A 20,529-nucleotide genomic window follows, 5' to 3' on the forward strand; every position below is an offset into this window, starting at 1 on the left:
CGACGGACCCTCTCATACGAGGGGGCTGACTTTTGCCCGAAAGATGACCCAGCTACAGTATGCATCTGACCGAACGCTACGAGGGCCCCGTCGAGACCATCGTCTTCGCGGAGGGGGCCTTCGGTGAGACGGCGGGAAAGACCGCCAACGGCGTCGTCGCCCACGGGACCCTGTTCGACGTTCGGGCCGTCGTCGACTCCGAGAAAGCCGGCCGCGACGCCGCCGACGTGCTCGGAACCGACCTCGCTGCGCCGCCCGCGGTCGTCCCCTCCGTCGCGGCCGCGTTGGAGGAGGCCCCCGACGCCGAGGCGCTCGTGCTCGGCGTCGCGCCCGTCGGCGGGAGCCTCCCGCGAGACTGGGTTCCGGACATCGAGGCCGCCATGGACGCCGGCTGTGACGTGGTCTCCGGCCTCCACGAGTTCCTCAGCGACGACCCCGAGTGGCGCGAGCGGGCCGCCGCCGCCGGCGTCTCCCTCGTCGACGTTCGAAAGCCGCCCGAAGACGACCTGCGCGTGGCCGACGGGCGCGTCGACGACTGCGACGCCGACGTGGTGTTGACGATGGGGACCGACTGCGCCGTCGGCAAGCGGACGACCACGTTCGAACTGTATCGCGCCGCGCGCGAGGCGGGCCTCGACGCCGGCTGGGTCGCCACCGGGCAGACCGGCGTGATGATCGGTGCCGACGCCGGCGTCGTCATCGACCGCGTCCCGGCCGACTTCGTCGCGGGCGTGGTCGAAGACCTCGTCTGCGACGTGGCCGAGGACCGAGACCTCGTCTTCGTCGAGGGGCAGGCCGCGCTCTCCCACCGCGCCTACTCGGCGGTGACGCTCGGACTCCTCCACGGGGCGAACCCCGACGCGGTCGTCGTCGCCGACGAACCAGGCCGGGACTCGCGCGACGACTTCGACCGCTTCGAGGTCGAACCGCTCGCGGACGAAATCTCGCTCATCGAACACCTGTCTCCGGCGACGGTGGCCGCGGTTTCGACGTGGGGCGACGCCGACGCGGTGACCGCCGAAACCAGCCTCCCAGCCGGCAACGTGTACGCGGACGGCGGGTCCGAGGTGCTCCTCGACGCCGTGTTGGAGGCGCTGTGAGCGACATCGTCTCGGTCGGCGTCGAGGCGCTCGACCTGCCGCTCGTCGAACCGTTCGAAATCGCCCTCGGAACGCAGTACGAGGCCCCGAACGTCCTCGTGACGGTCGAGACCGAAGCCGGCGTCGTCGGCTACGGCGAGGGGTCGCCCGACCACTACGTCACCGGCGAGACGCAGGGCGCGACGCTCGACACGGCGAGGCACGCCCGCGACCTCCTCGTCGGCCGCGACGTGGCGGACTACCGCGCCGTCATCGAGTCGTTGCACGCGACGTACCCCGGCGCGGTGTCGGCGCTGTTCGCCCTCGAAACCGCGATTATCGACGCCTACTGCCGGGAGCGCGAGCTACCGATGTCGGAGTTCTTCGGCGGGACGCCCGACCCGGTGCGGACCGACATGTCGATACCGATTCACCCGCCGGAAGTCGCGGCCGACCGCGCGGCGGCCGCCGCCGAAGCCGGCTTCGAGACCATCAAGGTGAAAGTCGGACAGCGCGTCGAGACCGACCTCGAACGGCTCCGCGCCGTCGCCGAGGCCGCGCCGGACGCGACGCTCACCGTCGACGCGAATCAGGGCTGGTCCGTCTCGGAGGCCGTCCGGTTCGACGACGCCGTTCACGACGCCGGCATCCCGCTTTCCCTGCTCGAACAGCCCGTCACCAAGACGGACGTCTCCGGGCTCGCGAGCGTCAGAGACCGGACGAAGACGCCCGTCGCGGCCGACGAGACCGTGTTCACGCCCGAAGACGCCGTGCGCGTGGTCCGCGAGGACGCCGCCGACGTCATCAACGTCAAACTCGGGAAGTCGGGACTCCTCGGCGCGGCCGACATCGCCGCCATCGCCCGCGCGGCGGGCCGCGACCTGATGGTCGGCTGTATGCTGGAGAGTTCCATCGGCATCCACACCAGCGCCCACCTCGTCTCCGGTATCGGCGGCTTCTCCCACGTCGATTTGGACGCGACGCGACTCCTCGCCGAGGACGTGGTCCCGAAGGAGACCGGCCCCGTCCACGCGCTCGACGGTCCCGGCCACGGCATCACGCCGAGCGTCTGAGCACCGCTCGTTCGCCCGCGACCGATGCACCGACCGCTTCCCGGACGCTTTTTGCCGGCGCGGGCCGCCAGTTGGGACATGGAACTCTCCGCAATCGAGGACCTCATCGAATCGCACATCGAGGACGCCGACGCGACGGTCTCGCGGCCCCGGACGGTCGATCAGGACCACGAGGACGACCACTACGCCGCCGTCGTCGTCTCGCCCGCCTTCGAGGGGAAGTCGCTCGTCCAACAGCACCAGCTCGTCTACGACGCCCTCGGCGACCACATGACGACCGACATCCACGCGATGGAACTGAAGACGTACACGCCCGAGGAGTACGCGGCGCGAGAGGAGTAACTGCGCCGTCGCGGTCGGCGCACTGACGGACGCCGACGGACGCCGACGAGCGCCGGCGGTCGCGGCTGTCAGCGGGGCGCACGGACCAATGGATTTTACCCCCTGCCAAAACGACCCCCGAATCATGGGCGACGATGATTATCGAATCGAGCGGGACAGTCTCGGCGAGATGGAAGTGCCTGTCGACGCCTACTGGGGCGCACAGACCCAGCGGGCGGTCGAGAACTTCCCCATCTCCGGTATCACCTTCGGGCGGCGGTTCGTCCGCGCGCTCGGCGTGGTGAAGAAGGCCGCCGCGCAGGCCAACCGCGACCTCGGCATGATAGACGAGGACGTCGCGGCCGCCATCGTCGAGGCCGCCGACGAGGTCATCGCCAGCGAACTCGACGACCAGTTCCCCGTCGACGTGTTCCAGACCGGCTCGGGCACCTCCTCGAACATGAACGCCAACGAGGTCATCGCCAACCGCGCCGCGGAGATCATGGGCGAGGGCATCGGCGACCGCGTCGTCCACCCGAACGACCACGTCAACTTCGGCCAGTCCTCCAACGACGTGATTCCGACGGCCATGCACGTCGCCTCCCTCGAAGCCGTCGAGAAGGACCTGCTTCCCGCGCTGGAGACGCTCGCCGAGGCGCTCGGCGACAAGGAAGACGAGTTCGACGGCGTCGTCAAGACCGGCCGCACCCACCTGCAGGACGCCACGCCCGTCCGCCTCGGACAGGAGTTCGGCGGCTACCGCACGCAGGTCGAAAAGGGCATCCGCCGCGTCGAGAACGTCCGCGAGCACCTCGGCGAACTCGCGCTCGGCGGCACCGCGGTCGGCACGGGACTCAACACCCACCCCGAGTTCCCGGCGAAGGCCGCCGAGTACATGTCCGAGGAGACCGGCGTCGAGTTCCGCGAGGCCGACAACCACTTCGAGGCGCAGGCGGCCCACGACGCGATGAGCGAGGCCCACGGCGCGCTCCGCACGGTCGCCGGCTCCCTCAACAAAATCGCCAACGACCTCCGTCTCTTGGCGTCCGGCCCGCGCAACGGCCTCGGCGAACTCGAACAGCCCGAGAACCAGCCCGGCTCCTCCATCATGCCCGGGAAAATCAACCCGGTCGTCGCCGAGGCGGTCAACCAGGTCCACAAGCAGGTCGTCGGCAACGACGCCGCCGTCTCCGCCGGGGCCGCCGAGGGCCAAATCGACCTCAACCTCTACAAGCCCGTTCTCGCGCACAACTTCCTCGAATCGGCGAAACTGCTGGCGAACTCCTCTGAAGTGTTCGCCGAGCGGTTCGTCGCCAAGCTCGAAGCCAACGAGGAACACTGCGAGACGCGGGTCGAACAGTCGATGGCGCTGGCGACGGCGCTCAACCCCGCAATCGGCTACGACAAGGCCTCGAAGGTCGCGAAAAAGGCGCTCGCTGAGGACAAGAGCGTCCGGCAGGTCGCCGTCGACGAGGGCTACCTCACCGAGGCGGAAGCCGACGAGGTGCTCGACCCCGAGAAGATGACCCATCGCGGCATCCTCGGCGACGACTGAGCGGGCCGAAAAAACAGTCCACTTTTTGATACGTCGGGGTGAGCGGGTGAACCGCTCTGTTCGGGTCGCGTTCGCGTCGATTTCGGTCAGTTCAGCCGCGGAGACGGTTATATTTACTCGGCTTGCGGTAGCAATCGCACCCCCGTGACGCCGTGACAGTCGCTCCCGAGTGAAGAACTGTCACGAAATCTCGAAAACCGGTATTTTGAAGCTTGATTTTGACGATTATACCAGTATGGCCGGACTGCAACAGCAGCGGGCCCGCGGGCGAGACATGTTGGAGTGTCGAGGTTGTGGGGCCGTATTCCCGGAGGGACGAGCGACGAACGACGGGTGGACGTACGTCTGTCCCGAGTGTGAACAGGTGGAAGGTATCGGCGAGGGTCTGCGCCGTCTCTGACGGCAGACTGAATCCTTTTTTACTCCCCCCGAACGCAGGGAGTACCAATGACCGAGTACGACTACGACTACGAGGACCTCGGCCTCGTGGCTGGGCTGGAGATTCACCAGCAACTCGACACCGAGACGAAGCTGTTCTGCGGGTGTCCGACCGACCTCCGCGAGCCAGACGAGGCGGCGCGCACGTTCTCGCGGTTCCTCCATCCGACCAAGAGCGAACTGGGCGAGCTCGACGACGCCGCGCTCGAAGAGAGCCGCGTCGAACGCGAGTTCGAGTACCTCGCCTACGACTCGACCTGTCTGGTCGAAGAGGACGACGAGCCGCCGCACGAACTCGACCACGAGGCGCGCACGGTCGCCATGCAGATCGCCGAACTGCTCGACATGAACGTCGTCGACGAGGCGCACGTGATGCGCAAACTCGTCATCGACGGCTCGAACACCTCGGGCTTCCAGCGCTCGTCGCTCATCGCGCAGGAAGGCGAGATTCAGACCAGCGACGGTCCCGTCTCCGTCGTCGACCTCATGCTCGAAGAGGAGTCCGCCCAGCGCGTCGAAGAGCGCGATGACGGTGTCCTCTACAGTATCGACCGCCTCGGCATCCCGCTCGTCGAAATCGGCACCGGTCCGGACATCTCCTCGCCCGAGCAGGCGCGCGAGGCGGCCCAGACCATCGGCATGCTCCTGCGCTCGACGGGCAAGGTCAAACGCGGCCTCGGCACCATCCGACAGGACGTGAACGTCTCCATCGCCGACGGCGCGCGCGTCGAAATCAAGGGCGTGCAGGCGCTCGACCAGATCGACGAAATCGTCCGCTTCGAGGTCGGCCGACAGGCGGAACTCGTCGAGATTCGCGACGAACTCCGGTCGCGCGACGCTTCCGTCGGCGACGTGGCCGACGTGACCGACGTGTTCGAGGACTCTGACTCCGGCGTCATCCGCGGCGCGCTCGACGCCGGCGGGAAGGTCACGGCCGTCCCCCTGTACGGCTTCGACGGCCTCGTCGGCCGCGAACTCCAGCCCGACCGCCGCCTCGGAACCGAACTCTCCGACCACGCCAAGCGCCACGGCGCGGGCGGCATCTTCCACACCGACGAACTGCCGGCTTACGGCGTCACCGAGGCCGAAGTAGAGGCGCTCCGCGACGCCGTCGACGCCGGCCCCGAGGACGCGGTCGCCATCGTCGCCGACGACGCCGAGACGGCCGACCTCGCCATCGACGCGGTCGCAGAACGCGCCGCCGTCGCCATCGAGGAAGTCCCCGAGGAGACCCGCGGTGCCAACGACGACGGCACGACGCGCTACCTCCGCCCGCTCCCCGGCGCGGCCCGGATGTACCCCGAGACGGACGTGCTCCCCGTCGACCTCGACCCGAGCGACGTGGAGACGCCCGAACTCCTGACCGAGAAGGTCGACCGCTATCAGGCCGAGTTCGGCCTCGACGCCGGCCTCGCGGAACAGGTCGCCTACGGCCGGAAGATGCCGCTGTTCGAGGAGGCGGTGGACGCCGGCATCGACGCGACGTTCGCGGCGGGCCTGCTCGAATCGACGCTGACCGAACTCCGCCGCGACGACGTGGCCGTCTCCGAACTCACCGACGACCACCTGCTCGCGGTCATGCACCTCGTCGAGGACGGTGACCTCGCCAAGGAGGGCGTCAACGACGTGCTCGCCACCATCGCCGCGGACCCGAGCCTCACGGCCGAGGAAGCCGTCGAGGAGGCCGGCCTCTCCGGCGTCTCCGAGGACGAGGTCCGCGAGGCCATCGCCGAGGTCGTCGAGCGCAACGCCGACCAGGTCGAACAGCAGGGCATGGGCGCGTTCTCCGCGCTCATGGGCGAGGCGATGGGCGCGCTCCGCGGCAAGGCCGACGGCGAGGTCGTCAGCGACGTGCTCCGCGAGGAGATTCAAAAGCGCGCCTGAATCGGCCCCGACTGTTCTCGCCGACCGTCTTTTCTCCCCGTTCTCACGACGTCGAGCGCCCGCCGTCGCGGACGAACCGCCGCCGGACCCACCGACCCGCGTACTCGACGCCGGCCGCGGCGACGAGGAGGACCAACAGCGCAGGTCCGAAGATGAGGAACATCCCGAGCGCGTCCGTCTCGCCGCGGACGTGGAGGAACGCCCACCAGACGAGTTCCGTGACGCCGAACAGGGCGACGAGCGGCGCGACCAGCCCCCGGCGAGCGAACAGCAGGGCCGCGACGACGACGAACCCGGCGAGCAGGAGGAACGAGAACCCGAGGAAGCCCGCCGCGGCCAGCGGGTCCTCGACGAAGCCCGAGGGGAACGCGTCGGTGACGAGTCGCGCGACAGTCCAGACGGCGAGCGCGGCGAGGGCGTAGCCGCCACCGAGGAGCGCGGGCGTCAGAAAACCGCGGGCGCTCCGAGCGCGGGTCGCGTAGACGACGCCGACGGTCGTGAGCGCGGCGGCGACGGCGACGACGTGGGTGAGAAGCCAGTCGCCGAGCACCGGGTCGGGCGAACCGGGCATCTCACCGCACCTCGATTCGCGTCATCGACTCGTCGGCCATCGCGGCCAGCCGCTCGACGCGCTCGTCGGTCGAGGGGTGGGTCGAAAGCAGGTCCGACACCGGGTCTTCGACCTCGACCTCGCCGTACACCCACAGCGGCGACAGCCCGAGTTGCGGCCGGGCGGCCCGCTCTAACTTCCGCAGGGCCGACGCGAGCGCCATCGGCTTGCCCGTCACCTCGGCGGCCCGCGCGTCGGCCGCGAACTCCCGCTTTCTCGACTGCGACCGGACGAACACGGTGAGGCCGAAGCCGAACAGGCCGACGAACTCGTCCAGTCGGAGGCGAATCCGTCCGGCGAGCGTCTCGGGCCACGACCCCGGTCGGCCGCGCATCCACGCCGAGCCGAGGGCGAGCCCCGTCGTCAGGAACGTCACCGGCGAGACGAACAGGTAGCCGACGCCGACGACCGTCTGGAGGACGCTCGCCACGAGCGACTGGACCAGCCCGTCTTTCCGTTCGAGGTGCGCGAGTTCGTGCGCCAGCAGGGCCTCGAACTCGTCGGCGTCGAGGAGGCGGAACAGCGCGGCGTCGAAGACGACCACGTCGCGGCCCATCGGGTCGAGCGCCAGCGCGTTCGGCGCTGAAAAGCGCGCGAGCTTCAGCGTCGGCGGGTCGATGTCCATCCGCTCGGCGAGTCGGTCGCGCAGGCGGTGGACCGACGGCGACTCCGCGGGCGACATGTCCCGCGCGTCGAGTTGGCTGAGCAGGCGCACCGTGCCGAAGCGGAAGCTCAGATAGCCGAGGACGACGGCGACTGCGACGCCGACGACGGCGGCGGTCAGGGGGTCGGGGCGGAGTCGCCAGAGCGTCACCACCGCGAACGCGCTGAGCGCGCTGAGCGAGAGGTAGAACGCGAGGACGACGACGCCGACGGCGACCATCGGGAGGCGAGAGCGACGCGGGGACGTTGCCATCTCGCGTGAGGGTAGGACGCCGGGTCGCAAAAGCTGTCTGGCGCGTCGGGGAAGCGAAGTCGCCGAACGCGACCGGGGGAGCGCGTCGCCCGGACCGCCGGCACCGCTACTTTCTCCACGGGGCCAGTCGAAGTGGGGTCATGCAGTTCTTCGAGGATTTCGCGGTCGGCGACACTCACGAGTTCGGCGCGTACGACGTGACCGAATCGGAGATTCTGGAGTTCGCCGAGCGGTACGACCCGCAGTGGTTCCACACCGACACGGAGCGCGCCGAGGCCGAATCCATGTACGGCGGGGTCATCGCCAGCGGCTGGCACACCACGGCGATGACGATGCGCCTGCTCGTGGACGGCTTCCTCGCCGACTCCGCGTCCCTCGGCGCGAAGGGCGTCGACGAGCTTCGCTGGTGGAAACCGGTGTACCCGGGCGATACGCTCGTCGTGGAAGCCGAAGTGCTGGAGACGACCGTCGAGACCGACAGTCGCGGCCTCGTGGAGATTCGGACGACGACCCGCGCCGAACGCGAGTCGGGCGAGGTCGAGAAGGTCTGTTCGTTCGTGAGCTACGTGATGTTCGCCCGCCGGGACGGCGACGCGGAGTAGCGCGGGGCGCGCCGCGTCAGTCCTCGTCGTCGCGGAAGCGGTCCGGGTCGCGGACGGCCTCGGCGGCCCGGCGGAACACGCCCGTCAGCGTCGCGGCCTCGCGCTCGGTCGGGTGGGCGCGCCCGAGCAGTCGGCGCATCATCCGCGAGGTCTTGGTCCGCTTGTGCTCGCGGTAGTCCACGGCGTCGAGCAGGTCGTCGAAAAAGCGATAGACGACCTCGATTTCGTCCTCGGAGGCGCGCTCGCGCTCCACGTCGGGGAGTTGCGTCTCCTCGACCGTAAAGCGGCGAAGCTCGTACATGAGAATCGTCGCCGCCTGCCCGAGGTTTAACACGGGGTAGCGGTCGTCCGCGGGGATGCAACAGACCTCGTCGAGCATCGCCAACTCCTCGTTGTCGAGGCCGGTTCCCTCGCGGCCGAACACGAGCGCGGTCTTCGTCTGCACCGACTCCAGCGAGTCGGCGATTTCGACCGGCGTCTTGAACGGGTAGCGGACGTGCCGGGTGGAGTCCTCGTGGGAGACCGCGGTCGTCCCGACGGTGTGGAACTCCTCGACGACTTCCTCCAAGGTCGTCTCGGTGGCGTTCGGGAGCACGTCCTCGCGGGCGTGGCCGGCGAAGCCGTACGCCTCGCCGTCGGGGTCCAGTTCCGGCGGGTCGACGAGGCGGAGGTCGTAGATGCCGAAGTTCTTCATCGCCCGCGCGATGGTCCCGACGTTGCCGGGCGTCTCGGGTTCGACGACGACGACGACGAACTCGCGGCCCCGGTCGGCGTCGGCGTCTCGGTCGCCGCTCATCTCGTCGGGTAGTCCGTGTCGAGGTCGACGCCGTCGAGGTCGTCTTCGGTCAGGGGCGTCGCGTCCTCGTCGTCGTCCGCGTCGGGACCGTAATCGCGGAGGTCGATGCGCTCGCCCTCGACGAAGTTCTCCTCCAGCCGGCGCTGTATCTCGTTCGCGTCCGGCGGCGACGGCAGTTCGTCGGGTTCGGTGTCGACGTACTCCAGTCCGCCGTAGCCCTCGGGGGCGCGGCCGCCGTCGGCGAACCACTCGTGGAAGGCGTCGGCGAACACCGCGTCGCCGACGAGGTCGCGGCCGTCCTCCTCGCGGAACCAGTAGAGGAAGTCCGGCTCGTGGTGTTCGCAGAGGAGCACCTCCTCGCGGGGCTCGCCGTAGACGATGGACGCCTGTCGGCACTGCTGTATCTCCTCGTCGCCGTGAATCAGATAGCAGGCGTCGCACGGCTCCTCGACGAGCGAGACGAGGCGCACGAGTCGCTCCCGCGGGTCCTCGGGAATCTCGTCGAGCGGTTTGAACTCGCCCTCGTCGGTGAATATCTCGGCCTCCTCGAACCGCCATCCGCGGAGTCCGACGCTGACCTTCGCCATGGGCCGAGATAGCCGAGCGGCGGATAAAAATGGCGTGATGCCGGTCAGCCGTCCGCGAGGAGCGCGTCCAGCCGGTCGAGGTTGTCGGCGGCCGCCTCCTCCGTGACGGGCACGTAGCCGACGACCGCCGGCTCCGACGTGGACCGTTCGAGGTAGTAGCGGACGAACGCGGCGACCTCCGGACGCGACAGCGCCTCGCGGGCGACGTAGACGTACAGGGGTCGCGAGAGCGTGTCGTAGGTCCCGTTCTTCGCGTTCGCGGGCGACGGGAGGGCGCATCCGTCGGGCTCGGAAATCGGGACCGCGCGGACGGTGTCGCGGTTCTGGAGGTAGTACGCGAGGCCGAAGTAGCCCATCGCGTGCGGGGAGTCGCCGACGGTCTTGGCGATGACCGTGTCCTGTTCGGTCGTGAGGTGGTCGGTCCGCTGGACCGCGCTCGGGAGGACGGCGTCGGAGAAGTAGTCGAACGTGCCCGAGGCGGTCGTCGGGCCGGCGAGGCGAATCGGCTCGTCGGGCCACTCGGGTCGGACGTCGCTCCACGACGAGGCCCCGCCGACGCGCCATATCGCGGCGAGTTCGGAGAGCGTGAGGCAGTCCACCCAGTCGGCGTCGGGGTTGACGACGACCGAGACGGCGTCGGTGGCGATGCGGAACTCCACGGGGCCGATGCCGGCGGCCGCACACGCGTCGCGCTCGTCCGCCTCGATGGCCCTGCTCGCGTCGTTCACGACGGTCCGGCCCGCACAGAAGAAGTCGGCGAACCCCCCGCCGGTCCCGGTCGAGGCGACGGACACCGTCACGTCCGGGTGCGCCTCCGAGAACGACTTGCCGAGCGAGAGCGTCAGCGGGTAGACCGTACTACTTCCGGCGATAGCGATACGCCCCGAGAGCGCGTCGTCGGCCGTCGCGGTCGCGGTCCGACTCGCGGTCGGCCCCGGCACCGACCCGACGCTCCCGAGACAGCCCGCGAGCCCGACTGCCCCGGCCGCCCCGAGCGCGCCGAGGAACCCGCGCCGACTCGCTCCGTCTCCGCCCCGACAAGGTGGCTTCACGGTCGGTCGTTTCTCGCGTCCGGTCATGGTGGTTGCTAAGTGGGGTATATAGTCACACGAGGGAGACGGCGTCGTCGGCACCGCCGCCGACATGCTCGACGCCGCTGAGTTCGAACCGCGCGCCGCCGGTCGCCGACTCGCAGAGCGCGAGGTCCCAGCCGTGGGCGTCGGCGACCTGCAGGACGATTGGGAGGCCGAAGCCGGTCCCGCCGCCGGCGCGGTTCGTCGTGTAGCCCGGTTCGAGCACGCTCGCCCGGTCGGCCTCCGGGATGCCGGGGCCGTCGTCTTCGACGTAGAAGCCGGGGGCGTCGCAGAGCGCGCCGACGGTGACGGTCACTCCGTCTGGGTCGCCGTGCTCGACGGAGTTCCGAAACAGGTTCTCGAAGACGTGGGCCGCGAGGTCGGGGTCGGCGGCGAACCGGGCGTTCTCCTCGACGACGAGCGTCGCGTCCCCCGTCTCCACGTGCCCCCACGCCCGCCGGGCCGCGTCCGACAGCGCGACCGGGAGCGTGTCTTCGACCCGCCGCTGGAGCGCCAACACGAGCGCGTCGTCGATGATGGCGTCGATGCGGTCGAGCGACTCGACGAGCGGTTCGACGTGGTCGCTTTCGGTCTCGTCGGCGAGGAGTTCGGCCCGGCCGACCGCGACGTTGAGTGGGTTTCGCAGGTCGTGCGAGAGCACGTTCGAGACGGTTCGGAGCTGTTCGTTTCGCTCCTGTACGTCGGCCATCATCTCGTTGAACGAGCGGGCGACCTCGGCCATCGCCTCGCTCTCCTCGTCGGGCTCGATTCGCTCCGCGAGGTCGCCGTCGGCGCAGGCCCGCATCACCTCGCCGTAGGCCTCCGCGGTCCGTTCGAGGTGGCGGCGGCGGCGCTCGGAGGCCTCCTTTTCGGCCCACGCCACCCCTCTCGCCGCCTCGGCCTCCTCGCGGGCGCGCTCGGCTTCGAGAATCTGGTCGCGCAGGGAAACCCGCATCACGTCGAACGCCTCGTAGAGGTCGCCGAACTCGTCCTCGCGGTCGCGGTCGATTGAGACGTCGAGGTTGCCGTCGGTGAGTTCCCGCGCGTTCGACCCGAGGGTCCGAACCGCGTCCACGGTGTCCCGACCGATGGTGACCGCCAGCAGGGCCGCGCCCGCGCCGACGACGAACAGGGTCGCGAGTATCTGCGTGAGGATGTCCGTCCGCAGGGCGTACGCCTCGCCCGTGGGGACGCGGGAGGTGACGACCCAGTCGTGGGTCTCCATCCGGGCGAACCCGACCTCGGTCGACGAGCCGGCGAGCAACTGCCCGGGGACGAACCCCGACGCGGCGTCGTATCGGGTCGTGTCGAGCGCGTCGGTCTCCAACAGCCGCGACTCGTCCTCCGCGAGGACGACCGTCCCCGCCCCGTCGACGACGACGAACCGGCCGGCGTCGATGTCGTGGAGATGCGTCTCGGAGATGTCTCGGAGGTTCGCCACGGCGATGACGGCCCGGTTCGGGCGGTCGGGAATCGTCGTCGCGAAGAGGACGACGGGCGCGGCCCCCTCGGAGGGGCGGAACGGGTCCGAGACGACCACGTCGCCGTGGGACTGCTGGGCGAGCGCGGTGAACTCCCGGCGGCCGTAGTACGTCGTCACCGACTCGGCCGAGGCGACGCTGGCGCTCCCCGTGCTCGTGAGAACCGTCTCGTTTCTCGTGTCGATGTAGTACGCGGCGTCGATGTCGCGGTCGCGTTCGACCACCGACCACAGATAGAGGTTGATGTCGCGGTCGTCGCCGGACTGGAACGCCGCGGACTCAGATATCGACCGCATCTGCACCTCCATCCGCGTGAGCCACTCGTCGAGGTTCTGCGCCTGAATCTCGGCGTTCGTCACGAGGTCGTCGCGCGTCTCGTCGCCGATGACCTCGTTGGCGTGGAGATACGAGTAGCCGCCGACGGCCGCGATGGCGAGCGTGACGAGACCGACCGCGAGCGCGAACTGCACCGCGTACCGCTTCCTGACGAACCGCGGCAGGAGGCGTCGCGTCACGGCCGGTCGAGCCTCCGGTCAGTCATCCGAAGTCGAGCGCCGCCTCCTCGAACGCGTCGTCGAGCAGTTCCGCGCGGGCGTCGTCGGCGCGGGCCGCCGCGTCATCGACCGAGGCGGTGAGTTCGCGGTACGACGCCGACTCTTCGAGCGTCTCGCGGTCGTAGGTGGACTCCAACACGGCCCGCTTGCGGGCGAGCGCGAAGTACTCGCGGAGCAGGTCGTTGTACGACCCGCGGACCACGAGCGAGCGGACGGCGCGGCGGACCTCCAGTTTTCCGACCGGCTTGACGAGGTAGTCGTCGAACGGCATCTCGACGATGTCGGTGTCGGGGTCGACGCCGGTCACCATCACGACCGGGAAGTCGTGGTCGCGCGCCCGGAGTTCGGACAGCACCTCGTCCCCGGTGCCGCCGGGCATCTGCCTGTCGAGCATCGCGGCGTCGAACGACTCGTCGGCGACGAGTCCGAGCGCCTCCTCCGCGCTCGAAGCCGTCTCGACGCGGTAGTCGTCCGCGAGCCACGCCTCGTACAGCGTCGTCAGGGACGGTTCGTCGTCAACGGCGAGTATCGTCGGTGGTCCGTCGCCAGTCATAATCCTGTGTGGGTGCGCCCGGAAGGCACCCGGTTGGCTGTGTAGTCCAGAGAGCGCTATTAAGCGGTTGCTATGAGGACTCAATAGCCCTCAATTCCGTCGCATGCGGCTTCGTACTCGACGAACTCGCCCGCCTTCCGCGACCGGTCGGCATATAATCGTGTGGTCCAACCGACGGGTATGCGAACCGTCGATGCGGCAGGACTCGAAATCGGCGACGACCACCCGCCCCGAATCATGGGTGTGCTGAACGTCTCCAAGGAGTCCCCGTACAAGCCGAGCGTGTTCAACGACCCGAGCGAGGCCGCCGAATACGTCGACCGCGAGCTCATCGACGAGGGGGCCGACATCGTCGACGTCGGCCTCGAATCGGCGAACAAGCGCCTCGACGTGCTGTCGGCCGAAGACGAACTCGACCGCCTCGACACGGCGCTTTCGGTCCTCGACAGCGTCTCCGGCGACGCCGTCTTCTCCATCGAGACGCGCTACCACGAGGTCGCCGAGGCGGCGCTCGACGGCGGCTTCGACATGGTCAACGACATCTGCGGCTTCGCCGACCCGGAGATGCCCCGCGTCTGCGAGGAGTTCGACGCCGCGGTCGCCAAGATGGCCAGCCCCCCGGACCTCACTCGCCCCGGCGCGATAGAGGAGGTCGACGACATCTACGACGCCCTCGAACTGAACGGCTTCACCGACAAGACCATCGTCGACCCCGCCTTCGGCGGCTGGTCGGAGGCGAAGACGCTCGAACACGACCGCGAGACGTTCGACCGCCTGCGGGAGTTCCGCGGCTACGGCCACCCCATCTTGGTCTCCATCAACCGCAAGAACTTCCTCCGCGACGTGGCCGGCCGCCCGACCGAGGAGGCCTTGCCCGTCAGCCTCGCCGCCACGTCGATGGCGGTCGAGCGCGGCGCACACGTCGTCCGGACCCACGACGTGAAAGAGACCCGCGACGCCGCCCTCATCGGCCACGAGTTCAAGCGCCGCCGCGTCCGCGAACCCGGCGACGTGTCGGTCGAGGAACTCGACGTGACGACGCCCGGCGAGGCCGCGAGACACCTCGACCGCGTCGGCGCGAACCGCGAGGTCGCCGCCGAGAGCGTCACGCGCGTCTTCGAACTGGAGGGGCTCGGGGCCGACGACCGGGAGGCCCTCGCCGCCGCCGCCGGCGACGCGGGAGCCGTCTTGGCCGGCGGCGACACCGGCGCGCTTCTGGTCGGGACGCCCGCCGCGCTCGCCCGGCTTTCGGCGCTCGTCACGGACGCGTCCGACGCCCTCGAATCCGCCCTCGAAACGGTCGAGCGGGCGACGCGTTAACCGGTTCGAGAACCCTTCACAGACCCGTCTGCCCGTCTGACGTTCGGCAGACGTTGACCGTTCTACTAAGAGAAAACTTATACCATCCGACTCTAAAACGGTCCTGTGGACGCCGGAAGGGCACGCGGGTAGGGGTACACGAGTGCCGTTCCGGCCCATACAGTTACATTCTGAGCGACAGCTACACCATGGATTTCACCACGTGGGAACCCGTCTACGGGCGGATTCTCGATGACTTCGGCTTCGACCGAACCGGCGACGAGCGCGCCAGAGACGCGCTCGCGGACCTCGTGGAACCGTTCGACCGCGACCGACTGGACTGGGCGGGCGCGACCGTCGCCGTCTGCGGGGCGGCCCCGACGCTCGACGCCGAACTCGACCGGCTCGACGGCCCCGACGTGGACGTCGTCGTCGCCGCTTCCACCGCCGCCGACGCGGTTCGAGACGCCGGGTTCGACCTCGATTTGATGGTGACCGACCTCGACAAAAACCCCGAGACGGCGGTCGAACTGACCGAATCGGGCGTGCCCGTCGCGGCCCACGCCCACGGTGACAACCTCCCCGCGGTCCGCGAGTGGGTGCCGCGGTTCGATACCGACCACGTCCTCGGGACGACGCAGGCGGCCCCGGTCGGTCCCGTCGTCAACTGGGGCGGCTTCACCGACGGCGACCGGGCGGCCTTCACCGCCGACGAACTCGGGGCGGACCGGCTCGTCTTCGTCGGTTGGGACTTCGACGACCCGACCGTGGACGCCATGAAAGCGCAGAAACTCCGGTGGGCAGAACGACTGCTCAGGTGGCTCGAACGACGCCGCGGGGAGCGGTTTTCGGTGCTCGACGGGCGACGCGACGGCATCGACCCGCTCCCCTGAGAGCGCCCGCGCCAACGCGTCCCCGGCGAGCGGTGAGCGGTCGCCCGGCTACCTCGTGTTCTGCGGATGCACGCCGGCCCCCTCCTCGGACCCGGACTGCTCGCCCGCCGACTGCTCGACGACGCCGTCGAACAGGGACGCGTCACAGCCGCGGCAGGTCGCCGAGACGCGCCGTTTCGTCCCACCGCGTTCGGCGCCCGCAACTCGCTTCGTCTCGACCGAAACCGCGCCGTCGCAGGTCGGGCAGGTCCGGAGACACAGCCGAAGCGCTCCGAGGACGCGGTTCCGGTCCGCCGTCGAGAGCCGCCACCACTCGGGGTAGTACCGCCGGAACGTCGCGACCGCCGTGAGGTCGGCGACGAACGCGGCGCGAGAGGCCCACCGGCCCACGGTCCCGCGGTCGAGGCGCGCGAACAGCCCCCGCTCGTCCCACCCCAGTTCGATTCTGTCCGGATCGACGCCGAGGAGTCCTGCGAGCGCCTCGCGGTCGTGGTCCCGCCCCTCGGTGTCGAGCACGCGGGCGCGCCACTCTTCGGCGAACTGCGGCGACAAAGAGAGCGTGCCGTCCGCGTCGGCCGAAAAGACGCCCGCGCCGTGCAGGGCGGCCGCGAGGTCGACCCGGCCGTCGAGCGAGAGCGGCGGCGACGGTCGCGCCGACGGGAGTCGCGGGGGCGACGGCGGCGGCGACGAGAGTTCGGCGAGCGCGAAGCCGAAGACGACGACCGGCGGCAAGACGCCGAGGAACACGCCGTAGGGGACCCAGACAAGCCACCCGAGCGTGCCGCAGACGAGCGTCAAGAGGAAAAGCGGAAACACGAGCGGGGAACGGAGACGCGGCTGTCGGACCCCGGAGTCGGGAAGGAAGCGATGCCCGGACATACCAGAACCGTGGGTACGACGCCGTATAGGTATGAACCGGGTACACCAGATAGCAAGAACGTAAACGTGCTCCGGTCCGGGAATTCGGTCGATAACATCACATTACCCGCGACAGTCGCGTCGCCGGGAGTGTCGGCTGTCGTACCACATTCATGCCAACGGGCGTCCGAAAACGAGCGACTGCCGCCGCGAGACGCGGTAGGAAGCCGTTTCCAGCGTCTCCGGGCGATTAAGCTCAGTCGAACGAGCCGGTCGAGCGGTTTTCCCGCCTGTCGGCGGCCGACTGCCGCTACATTGACATAGACGCCGTCCTGAGGCGCGGCTATGCAACTGCACTGGCACCGCCGGGACCTGCGCGTCGCGGACAACCGCGGCCTCGCCACGGCCGCGGAGGCGGGGCCCGTCGCCCCGCTTTTCGTCTTCGACCGGGACGTGCTCGACCACGCCGGCGCGCCCCGCGTCAGGTACTTGCTCGACGCGCTCGCCGAACTCCGCGAGGCGTACCGAGAGCGCGGGAGCGACCTGCTCGTCGCCCGCGGCGACCCGCGGACGGTCGTGCCGGCGGTCGCGGCGGCGCTCGATGCGAAACGGACCGTGTGGGGCATCGACTACTCCGGACTGGCCCGCGAGCGCGACGCCGACGTGCGGCTCGCCCTCGACGACGCCGGCGTCGCCCGCGAACCGGTCCACGACGCCATCTTCCACCCGCCGGGGAGCATCACGACGAACGCGGGGGACACGTACTCCGTCTACACCTACTTCTGGAAGAAGTGGCGCGACCGCGACAAGCCCGAGCCGTACTCGGAACCGGAGGCCGGAGACCTCGCCGACGCCGGAACGCTCGAATCCGCAGCCGAACGCCTCGCCGACGGAGACGCCGAGTTCGACATCGCCGTCGGCGACCTGCCGACCGTCTCGGACCTCGGCTTCGAGGAGCCGACGGCGGCGGTCCAGTCGGCGGGGACCGAGGCGGCCCGCGAGCGCCTGTCGGCGTTCTGCGCGGACGCCATCTACCGCTACGCCGACGACCGCGACTACCCGACGCGGGACGCCACGTCGCGGCTCTCGGCGGACCTCAAGTTCGGGACCATCGGCATCCGCGAGGTGTACGCGGCGACCGCGGCGGCCCGCGAGGGCGTCGGCGGCGAGCGAGACGAGTCGGTCGAGGAGTTCCAGTCGCAGTTGGCGTGGCGGGAATTCTACGCGCACGTCCTCCGAGAGCACCCGAACGTCGTCACGGAGAACTACAAGGAGTACGAGGAGGACATCGCGTGGCGCGACGACGCCGAAGAGCTCGCGGCGTGGAAGGCGGGCGAAACCGGCTATCCCATCGTCGACGCCGGGATGCGACAGCTCCGCGAGGAGGCGCACATGCACAACCGCGTCCGGATGATCGTCGCGTCGTTCCTCACGAAGGACCTCCTGTGCGACTGGCGACACGGCTACGCGCACTTCCGCGAGCACCTCGCGGACCACGACACCGCCAACGACAACGGCGGCTGGCAGTGGGCCGCCTCGACCGGGACCGACGCCCAGCCGTACTTCCGCATCTTCAACCCGATGACGCAGGGCGAGCGCTACGACCCCGACGGCGAGTACATCAAGCGGTACGTCCCCGAGCTATCGGACGTGACGGCCAACGCCATCCACGAGTGGCACGAACTGACCGACCTCGAACGCGAGCGCCTCGCGCCCGACTACCCGGCCCCGGTCGTGGACCACTCCGAGCGCCGCGAGCGGGCGATTTCGATGTTCGAGGCCGCCCGCGGCGACGACTGAGCGTCGGCCGAATCAGTCCGCGTTTCTCCGCCCGCGGTCGCCGCGGCACGAACGGCTTTCTCCTCGGGCACCGACTCCGGAAGCGTGCACGTCTCTATCATCCTCTACGACGGCTTCGACGAACTCGACGCCGTCGCGCCGTTCGAGGTGTTCCAGAACGCCGGCGCGGCCGGGGCCGACTGCGCGGCCGAACTCGTCGCGCTCGACGACCGCGAGTCCGTGACCGCGAACCACGGGATGCGCGTCGGCGTCGACGGCGTCCTCGACCCCGAGACCGACCGCCCGGACCTCCTCGTCGTCCCCGGCGGCGGCTGGAACTCCCGCGCCGAACAGAGCGCGTGGGCCGAAGCCGAGAAGGGCGAGATTCCCGACGCCATCGCCGCGCTCCACGAGGCCGGGACCACCGTTGCGGGCGTCTGTACCGGCGGGATGCTCCTCGCCCGCGCCGGCGTCCTCGACGGTCGCCCCGCGGTCACCCACGGCGGCGCGCTCGCCGACCTCCGAGAAACGGCCGCGGAAGTCGTCGAAGCGCGCGTCGTCGACGACGGCGACGTGCTCACCGCGGGCGGCGTCACCTCCGGACTCGACCTCTCGTTACACGTCGTCGAGCGCGAGTTCGGGTCAGACATCGCCGACGCCGTCTCGACCGAAATCGAGTACGAGCGCCGGACGGACCCGTTCGACGGCTGACACGCTCGCGCGAACCGGAGTTTCTCGAACGGGAGAAATCGACCGACAGCGGTCTCTATACCGTGGTTTGTGCTAGCATACCTCTCCTCAAGTTTTAACAGGATTCCGCCCCACCCGTGATACGGAGGTTACACATTATGAGCTACGAACTCGACCCGCTTCCGTACGAGTACGACGCCCTCGAACCGCACATCTCCGAGCAGGTGCTGACGTGGCATCACGACACCCACCACCAGGGCTACGTCAACGGCTGGAACGCGGCCGAGGAGACCCTCGCCGACAACCGCGAAGCAGGCGAGTTCGGCTCGTCCGCCGGCGCGCTCCGCAACGTCACGCACAACGGCTCCGGTCACATTCTGCACGACCTGTTCTGGCAGAACATGTCGCCGGAAGGCGGCGACGAGCCCTCGGGCGCGCTCGCAGAGCGCATCGCGGAGGACTTCGGCTCCTACGAGGCGTGGAAGGGCGAATTCGAAGCGGCGGCCGGCGCGGCCGGCGGCTGGGCGCTCCTGGTGTACGACTCGTTCTCGAACCAGCTTCGGAACGTCGTCGTCGACAAGCACGACCAGGGCGCGCTCTGGGGTAGTCACCCGATTCTCGCGCTGGACGTCTGGGGGCACTCGTACTACCACGACTACGGCCCGGCCGGCGGCTGGGCGCTCCTGGTGTACGACTCGTTCTCGAACCAGCTTCGGAACGTCGTCGTCGACAAGCACGACCAGGGCGCGCTCTGGGGTAGTCACCCGATTCTCGCGCTGGACGTCTGGGAGCACTCGTACTACCACGACTACGGCCCGGCCCGCGGCGACTTCGTGAGCGCGTTCTTCGAAGTCGTCGACTGGGACGAACCCGCCGCTCGCTACGAGCAGGCCGTCGAACTCTTCGAGTAAACCCGATACATCCCGACTTTTCTTTCGGACGCCACGCCGCCAGCGACGGCGCTATTCGCGTCGAATAGAGTGTTGAGAGCCGTCAGAGCCGTCTCTCTCGGATTGCGGTCCGCCGCTCAGAACTGTCCGTCGCGGGCGGTCGGGTCGGAGAACAGCTCTGTGCCGCCGAACTCCTCGTTCAGCGCGCAGACCCGGTCGTACAGCGCGGCGAAGTCGCGGCCGTCAGTTCCGCGGTCGAAGCTGGCGAGGACGCCGGTGGGGCGGTCACCGACGAACGTCCGGAACTGCTCGAACGAGTCGAATCCGCGGACGGTGTAGCCGTAGTCCGCGTAGTACAGCGTCTCGTAGGTGTCTCTCGTGACGTAGCCGAACCGCTCGTTGTCGATAAATCGGGAGACGTCGAGGCATTCGAGCGCATCGGACACGTCCGCCCTGAGATAGAGGTGTTCGTACCCGTGGTGGTCGAAGACCCAGAGGTCTCGGAGGTCGTCCCCGCCGAAGCTTCGGAAGGCCTCGACGAGTCGTGCGGCGGCGTCGCTCATCGTTTCGGGTCTCGCGGCACGGATGATAAGCCTAC

The 20,529-nt window shown here is 69.3% G+C and carries 21 protein-coding genes; 12 read left to right on the forward strand and 9 right to left on the reverse strand.

The genetic code is table 11. The features are described 5' to 3' along the window. The first annotated feature begins 59 nt into the window (after nt 1-59). The 6 genes from BN996_RS05830 to gatE all read left to right on the forward strand — a co-directional run bounded on the left by BN996_RS05830 (nt 60) and on the right by gatE (nt 6,350). Nucleotides 60-1,100 carry an N-acetyltransferase DgcN family protein gene (locus BN996_RS05830; protein ID WP_089777580.1) on the forward strand — a complete coding sequence of 347 codons (1,041 nt, stop codon included), beginning with the start codon at nt 60-62 and terminating at the stop codon, nt 1,098-1,100. Beyond that, a complete protein-coding gene (locus BN996_RS05835) occupies nt 1,097-2,152 on the forward strand; it encodes a dipeptide epimerase (RefSeq protein ID WP_089777581.1) in 1,056 nt (351 codons plus the stop codon). The genes BN996_RS05830 and BN996_RS05835 overlap by 4 nt, the downstream gene beginning before the upstream one ends. Nucleotides 2,153-2,230: 78 nt before the next feature. Next, a complete protein-coding gene (locus BN996_RS05840; RefSeq protein ID WP_089777582.1) occupies nt 2,231-2,494 on the forward strand; it encodes a BolA family protein in 264 nt (87 codons plus the stop codon). Between the two features lie 124 nt (nt 2,495-2,618). Next, the gene (locus BN996_RS05845) at nt 2,619-4,028 is read left to right on the forward strand and encodes a class II fumarate hydratase (RefSeq protein ID WP_089777583.1); all 1,410 of its coding nucleotides are present in this window, start codon (nt 2,619-2,621) and stop codon (nt 4,026-4,028) included. 235 nt (nt 4,029-4,263) lie between these two features. Then, complete coding sequence (locus tag BN996_RS20740) at nt 4,264-4,428, forward strand: HVO_2901 family zinc finger protein (RefSeq protein ID WP_013035362.1); 165 nt, start codon at nt 4,264-4,266, stop codon at nt 4,426-4,428. A 47-nt stretch (nt 4,429-4,475) separates the two neighbouring features. Beyond that, nucleotides 4,476-6,350, forward strand: coding sequence for a Glu-tRNA(Gln) amidotransferase subunit GatE (gene gatE, locus BN996_RS05850; RefSeq protein ID WP_089777584.1), 1,875 nt, complete (start codon nt 4,476-4,478; stop codon nt 6,348-6,350). Nucleotides 6,351-6,393: 43 nt separating this feature from the next. Here the strand turns inward: gatE and BN996_RS05855 are convergent, their stop codons facing one another. Continuing rightward, nucleotides 6,394-6,921, reverse strand: coding sequence for a hypothetical protein (locus BN996_RS05855; protein WP_089777585.1), 528 nt, complete (start codon nt 6,919-6,921; stop codon nt 6,394-6,396). 1 nt (nt 6,922) lies between these two features. Beyond that, on the reverse strand, nt 6,923-7,843 hold the full coding sequence (locus BN996_RS05860) for a M48 family metallopeptidase (RefSeq protein WP_089777586.1): 921 nt from the start codon (nt 7,841-7,843) through the stop codon (nt 6,923-6,925). Between the two features lie 173 nt (nt 7,844-8,016). On the opposite strand from BN996_RS05860, the gene BN996_RS05865 reads away from it, so the two are divergent. Further along, nucleotides 8,017-8,478, forward strand: a complete 462-nt coding sequence (locus tag BN996_RS05865; protein ID WP_089777587.1) for a MaoC family dehydratase — start codon at nt 8,017-8,019, stop codon at nt 8,476-8,478. Between the two features lie 16 nt (nt 8,479-8,494). Here BN996_RS05865 and BN996_RS05870 read toward each other — a convergent pair whose 3' ends face one another. From BN996_RS05870 to BN996_RS05890, 5 genes are read right to left on the reverse strand one after another with little or no spacing between them, the layout of a single operon-like run. Then, on the reverse strand, nt 8,495-9,274 hold the full coding sequence (locus BN996_RS05870; RefSeq protein ID WP_089777588.1) for an RNA methyltransferase: 780 nt from the start codon (nt 9,272-9,274) through the stop codon (nt 8,495-8,497). Next, nucleotides 9,271-9,861: a DUF8114 family protein gene (locus BN996_RS05875; protein WP_007273325.1), complete on the reverse strand. Its 591-nt coding sequence runs from the start codon at nt 9,859-9,861 to the stop codon at nt 9,271-9,273. The genes BN996_RS05870 and BN996_RS05875 overlap by 4 nt, the downstream gene beginning before the upstream one ends. 44 nt (nt 9,862-9,905) lie before the next feature. Next, the gene (locus tag BN996_RS05880) at nt 9,906-10,913 is read right to left on the reverse strand and encodes a PstS family phosphate ABC transporter substrate-binding protein (protein WP_226908707.1); all 1,008 of its coding nucleotides are present in this window, start codon (nt 10,911-10,913) and stop codon (nt 9,906-9,908) included. Nucleotides 10,914-10,965: 52 nt separating this feature from the next. Further along, a complete protein-coding gene (locus BN996_RS05885; protein ID WP_089777590.1) occupies nt 10,966-12,930 on the reverse strand; it encodes a HAMP domain-containing sensor histidine kinase in 1,965 nt (654 codons plus the stop codon). 22 nt (nt 12,931-12,952) lie between these two features. After that, on the reverse strand, nt 12,953-13,522 hold the full coding sequence (locus BN996_RS05890; protein WP_007273328.1) for a response regulator: 570 nt from the start codon (nt 13,520-13,522) through the stop codon (nt 12,953-12,955). A 180-nt stretch (nt 13,523-13,702) separates the two neighbouring features. On the opposite strand from BN996_RS05890, the gene BN996_RS05895 reads away from it, so the two are divergent. Together BN996_RS05895 and BN996_RS05900 are read left to right on the forward strand one after the other, a co-directional pair. Further along, complete coding sequence (locus tag BN996_RS05895; RefSeq protein WP_089777591.1) at nt 13,703-14,842, forward strand: dihydropteroate synthase; 1,140 nt, start codon at nt 13,703-13,705, stop codon at nt 14,840-14,842. 188 nt (nt 14,843-15,030) lie between these two features. Then, nucleotides 15,031-15,714 (forward strand): 6-hydroxymethylpterin diphosphokinase MptE-like protein, encoded by a 684-nt coding sequence (locus BN996_RS05900; RefSeq protein WP_089777592.1) that lies wholly within the window; start codon nt 15,031-15,033, stop codon nt 15,712-15,714. 48 nt (nt 15,715-15,762) lie between these two features. Here BN996_RS05900 and BN996_RS05905 read toward each other — a convergent pair whose 3' ends face one another. Further along, nucleotides 15,763-16,530, reverse strand: coding sequence for a DUF8054 domain-containing protein (locus tag BN996_RS05905; protein WP_089779844.1), 768 nt, complete (start codon nt 16,528-16,530; stop codon nt 15,763-15,765). A 387-nt stretch (nt 16,531-16,917) separates the two neighbouring features. On the opposite strand from BN996_RS05905, the gene BN996_RS05910 reads away from it, so the two are divergent. The 3 genes from BN996_RS05910 to sod all read left to right on the forward strand — a co-directional run bounded on the left by BN996_RS05910 (nt 16,918) and on the right by sod (nt 19,952). Continuing rightward, a complete protein-coding gene (locus BN996_RS05910; protein WP_089777593.1) occupies nt 16,918-18,372 on the forward strand; it encodes a cryptochrome/photolyase family protein in 1,455 nt (484 codons plus the stop codon). A gap of 84 nt (nt 18,373-18,456) precedes the next feature. Further along, nucleotides 18,457-19,062 (forward strand): DJ-1/PfpI family protein, encoded by a 606-nt coding sequence (locus BN996_RS05915; RefSeq protein ID WP_089777594.1) that lies wholly within the window; start codon nt 18,457-18,459, stop codon nt 19,060-19,062. Between the two features lie 137 nt (nt 19,063-19,199). Next, on the forward strand, nt 19,200-19,952 hold the full coding sequence (gene sod / locus BN996_RS05920) for a superoxide dismutase (RefSeq protein WP_089777595.1): 753 nt from the start codon (nt 19,200-19,202) through the stop codon (nt 19,950-19,952). A 116-nt stretch (nt 19,953-20,068) separates the two neighbouring features. Here the strand turns inward: sod and BN996_RS05925 are convergent, their stop codons facing one another. After that, a complete protein-coding gene (locus tag BN996_RS05925) occupies nt 20,069-20,494 on the reverse strand; it encodes a DUF7522 family protein (protein ID WP_089777596.1) in 426 nt (141 codons plus the stop codon). Nucleotides 20,495-20,529: the final 35 nt, after the last annotated feature.

It is taken from the genome of Haloferax massiliensis (assembly GCF_001368915.1).
Taxonomy (GTDB): Archaea; Halobacteriota; Halobacteria; order Halobacteriales; family Haloferacaceae; genus Haloferax; species Haloferax massiliensis.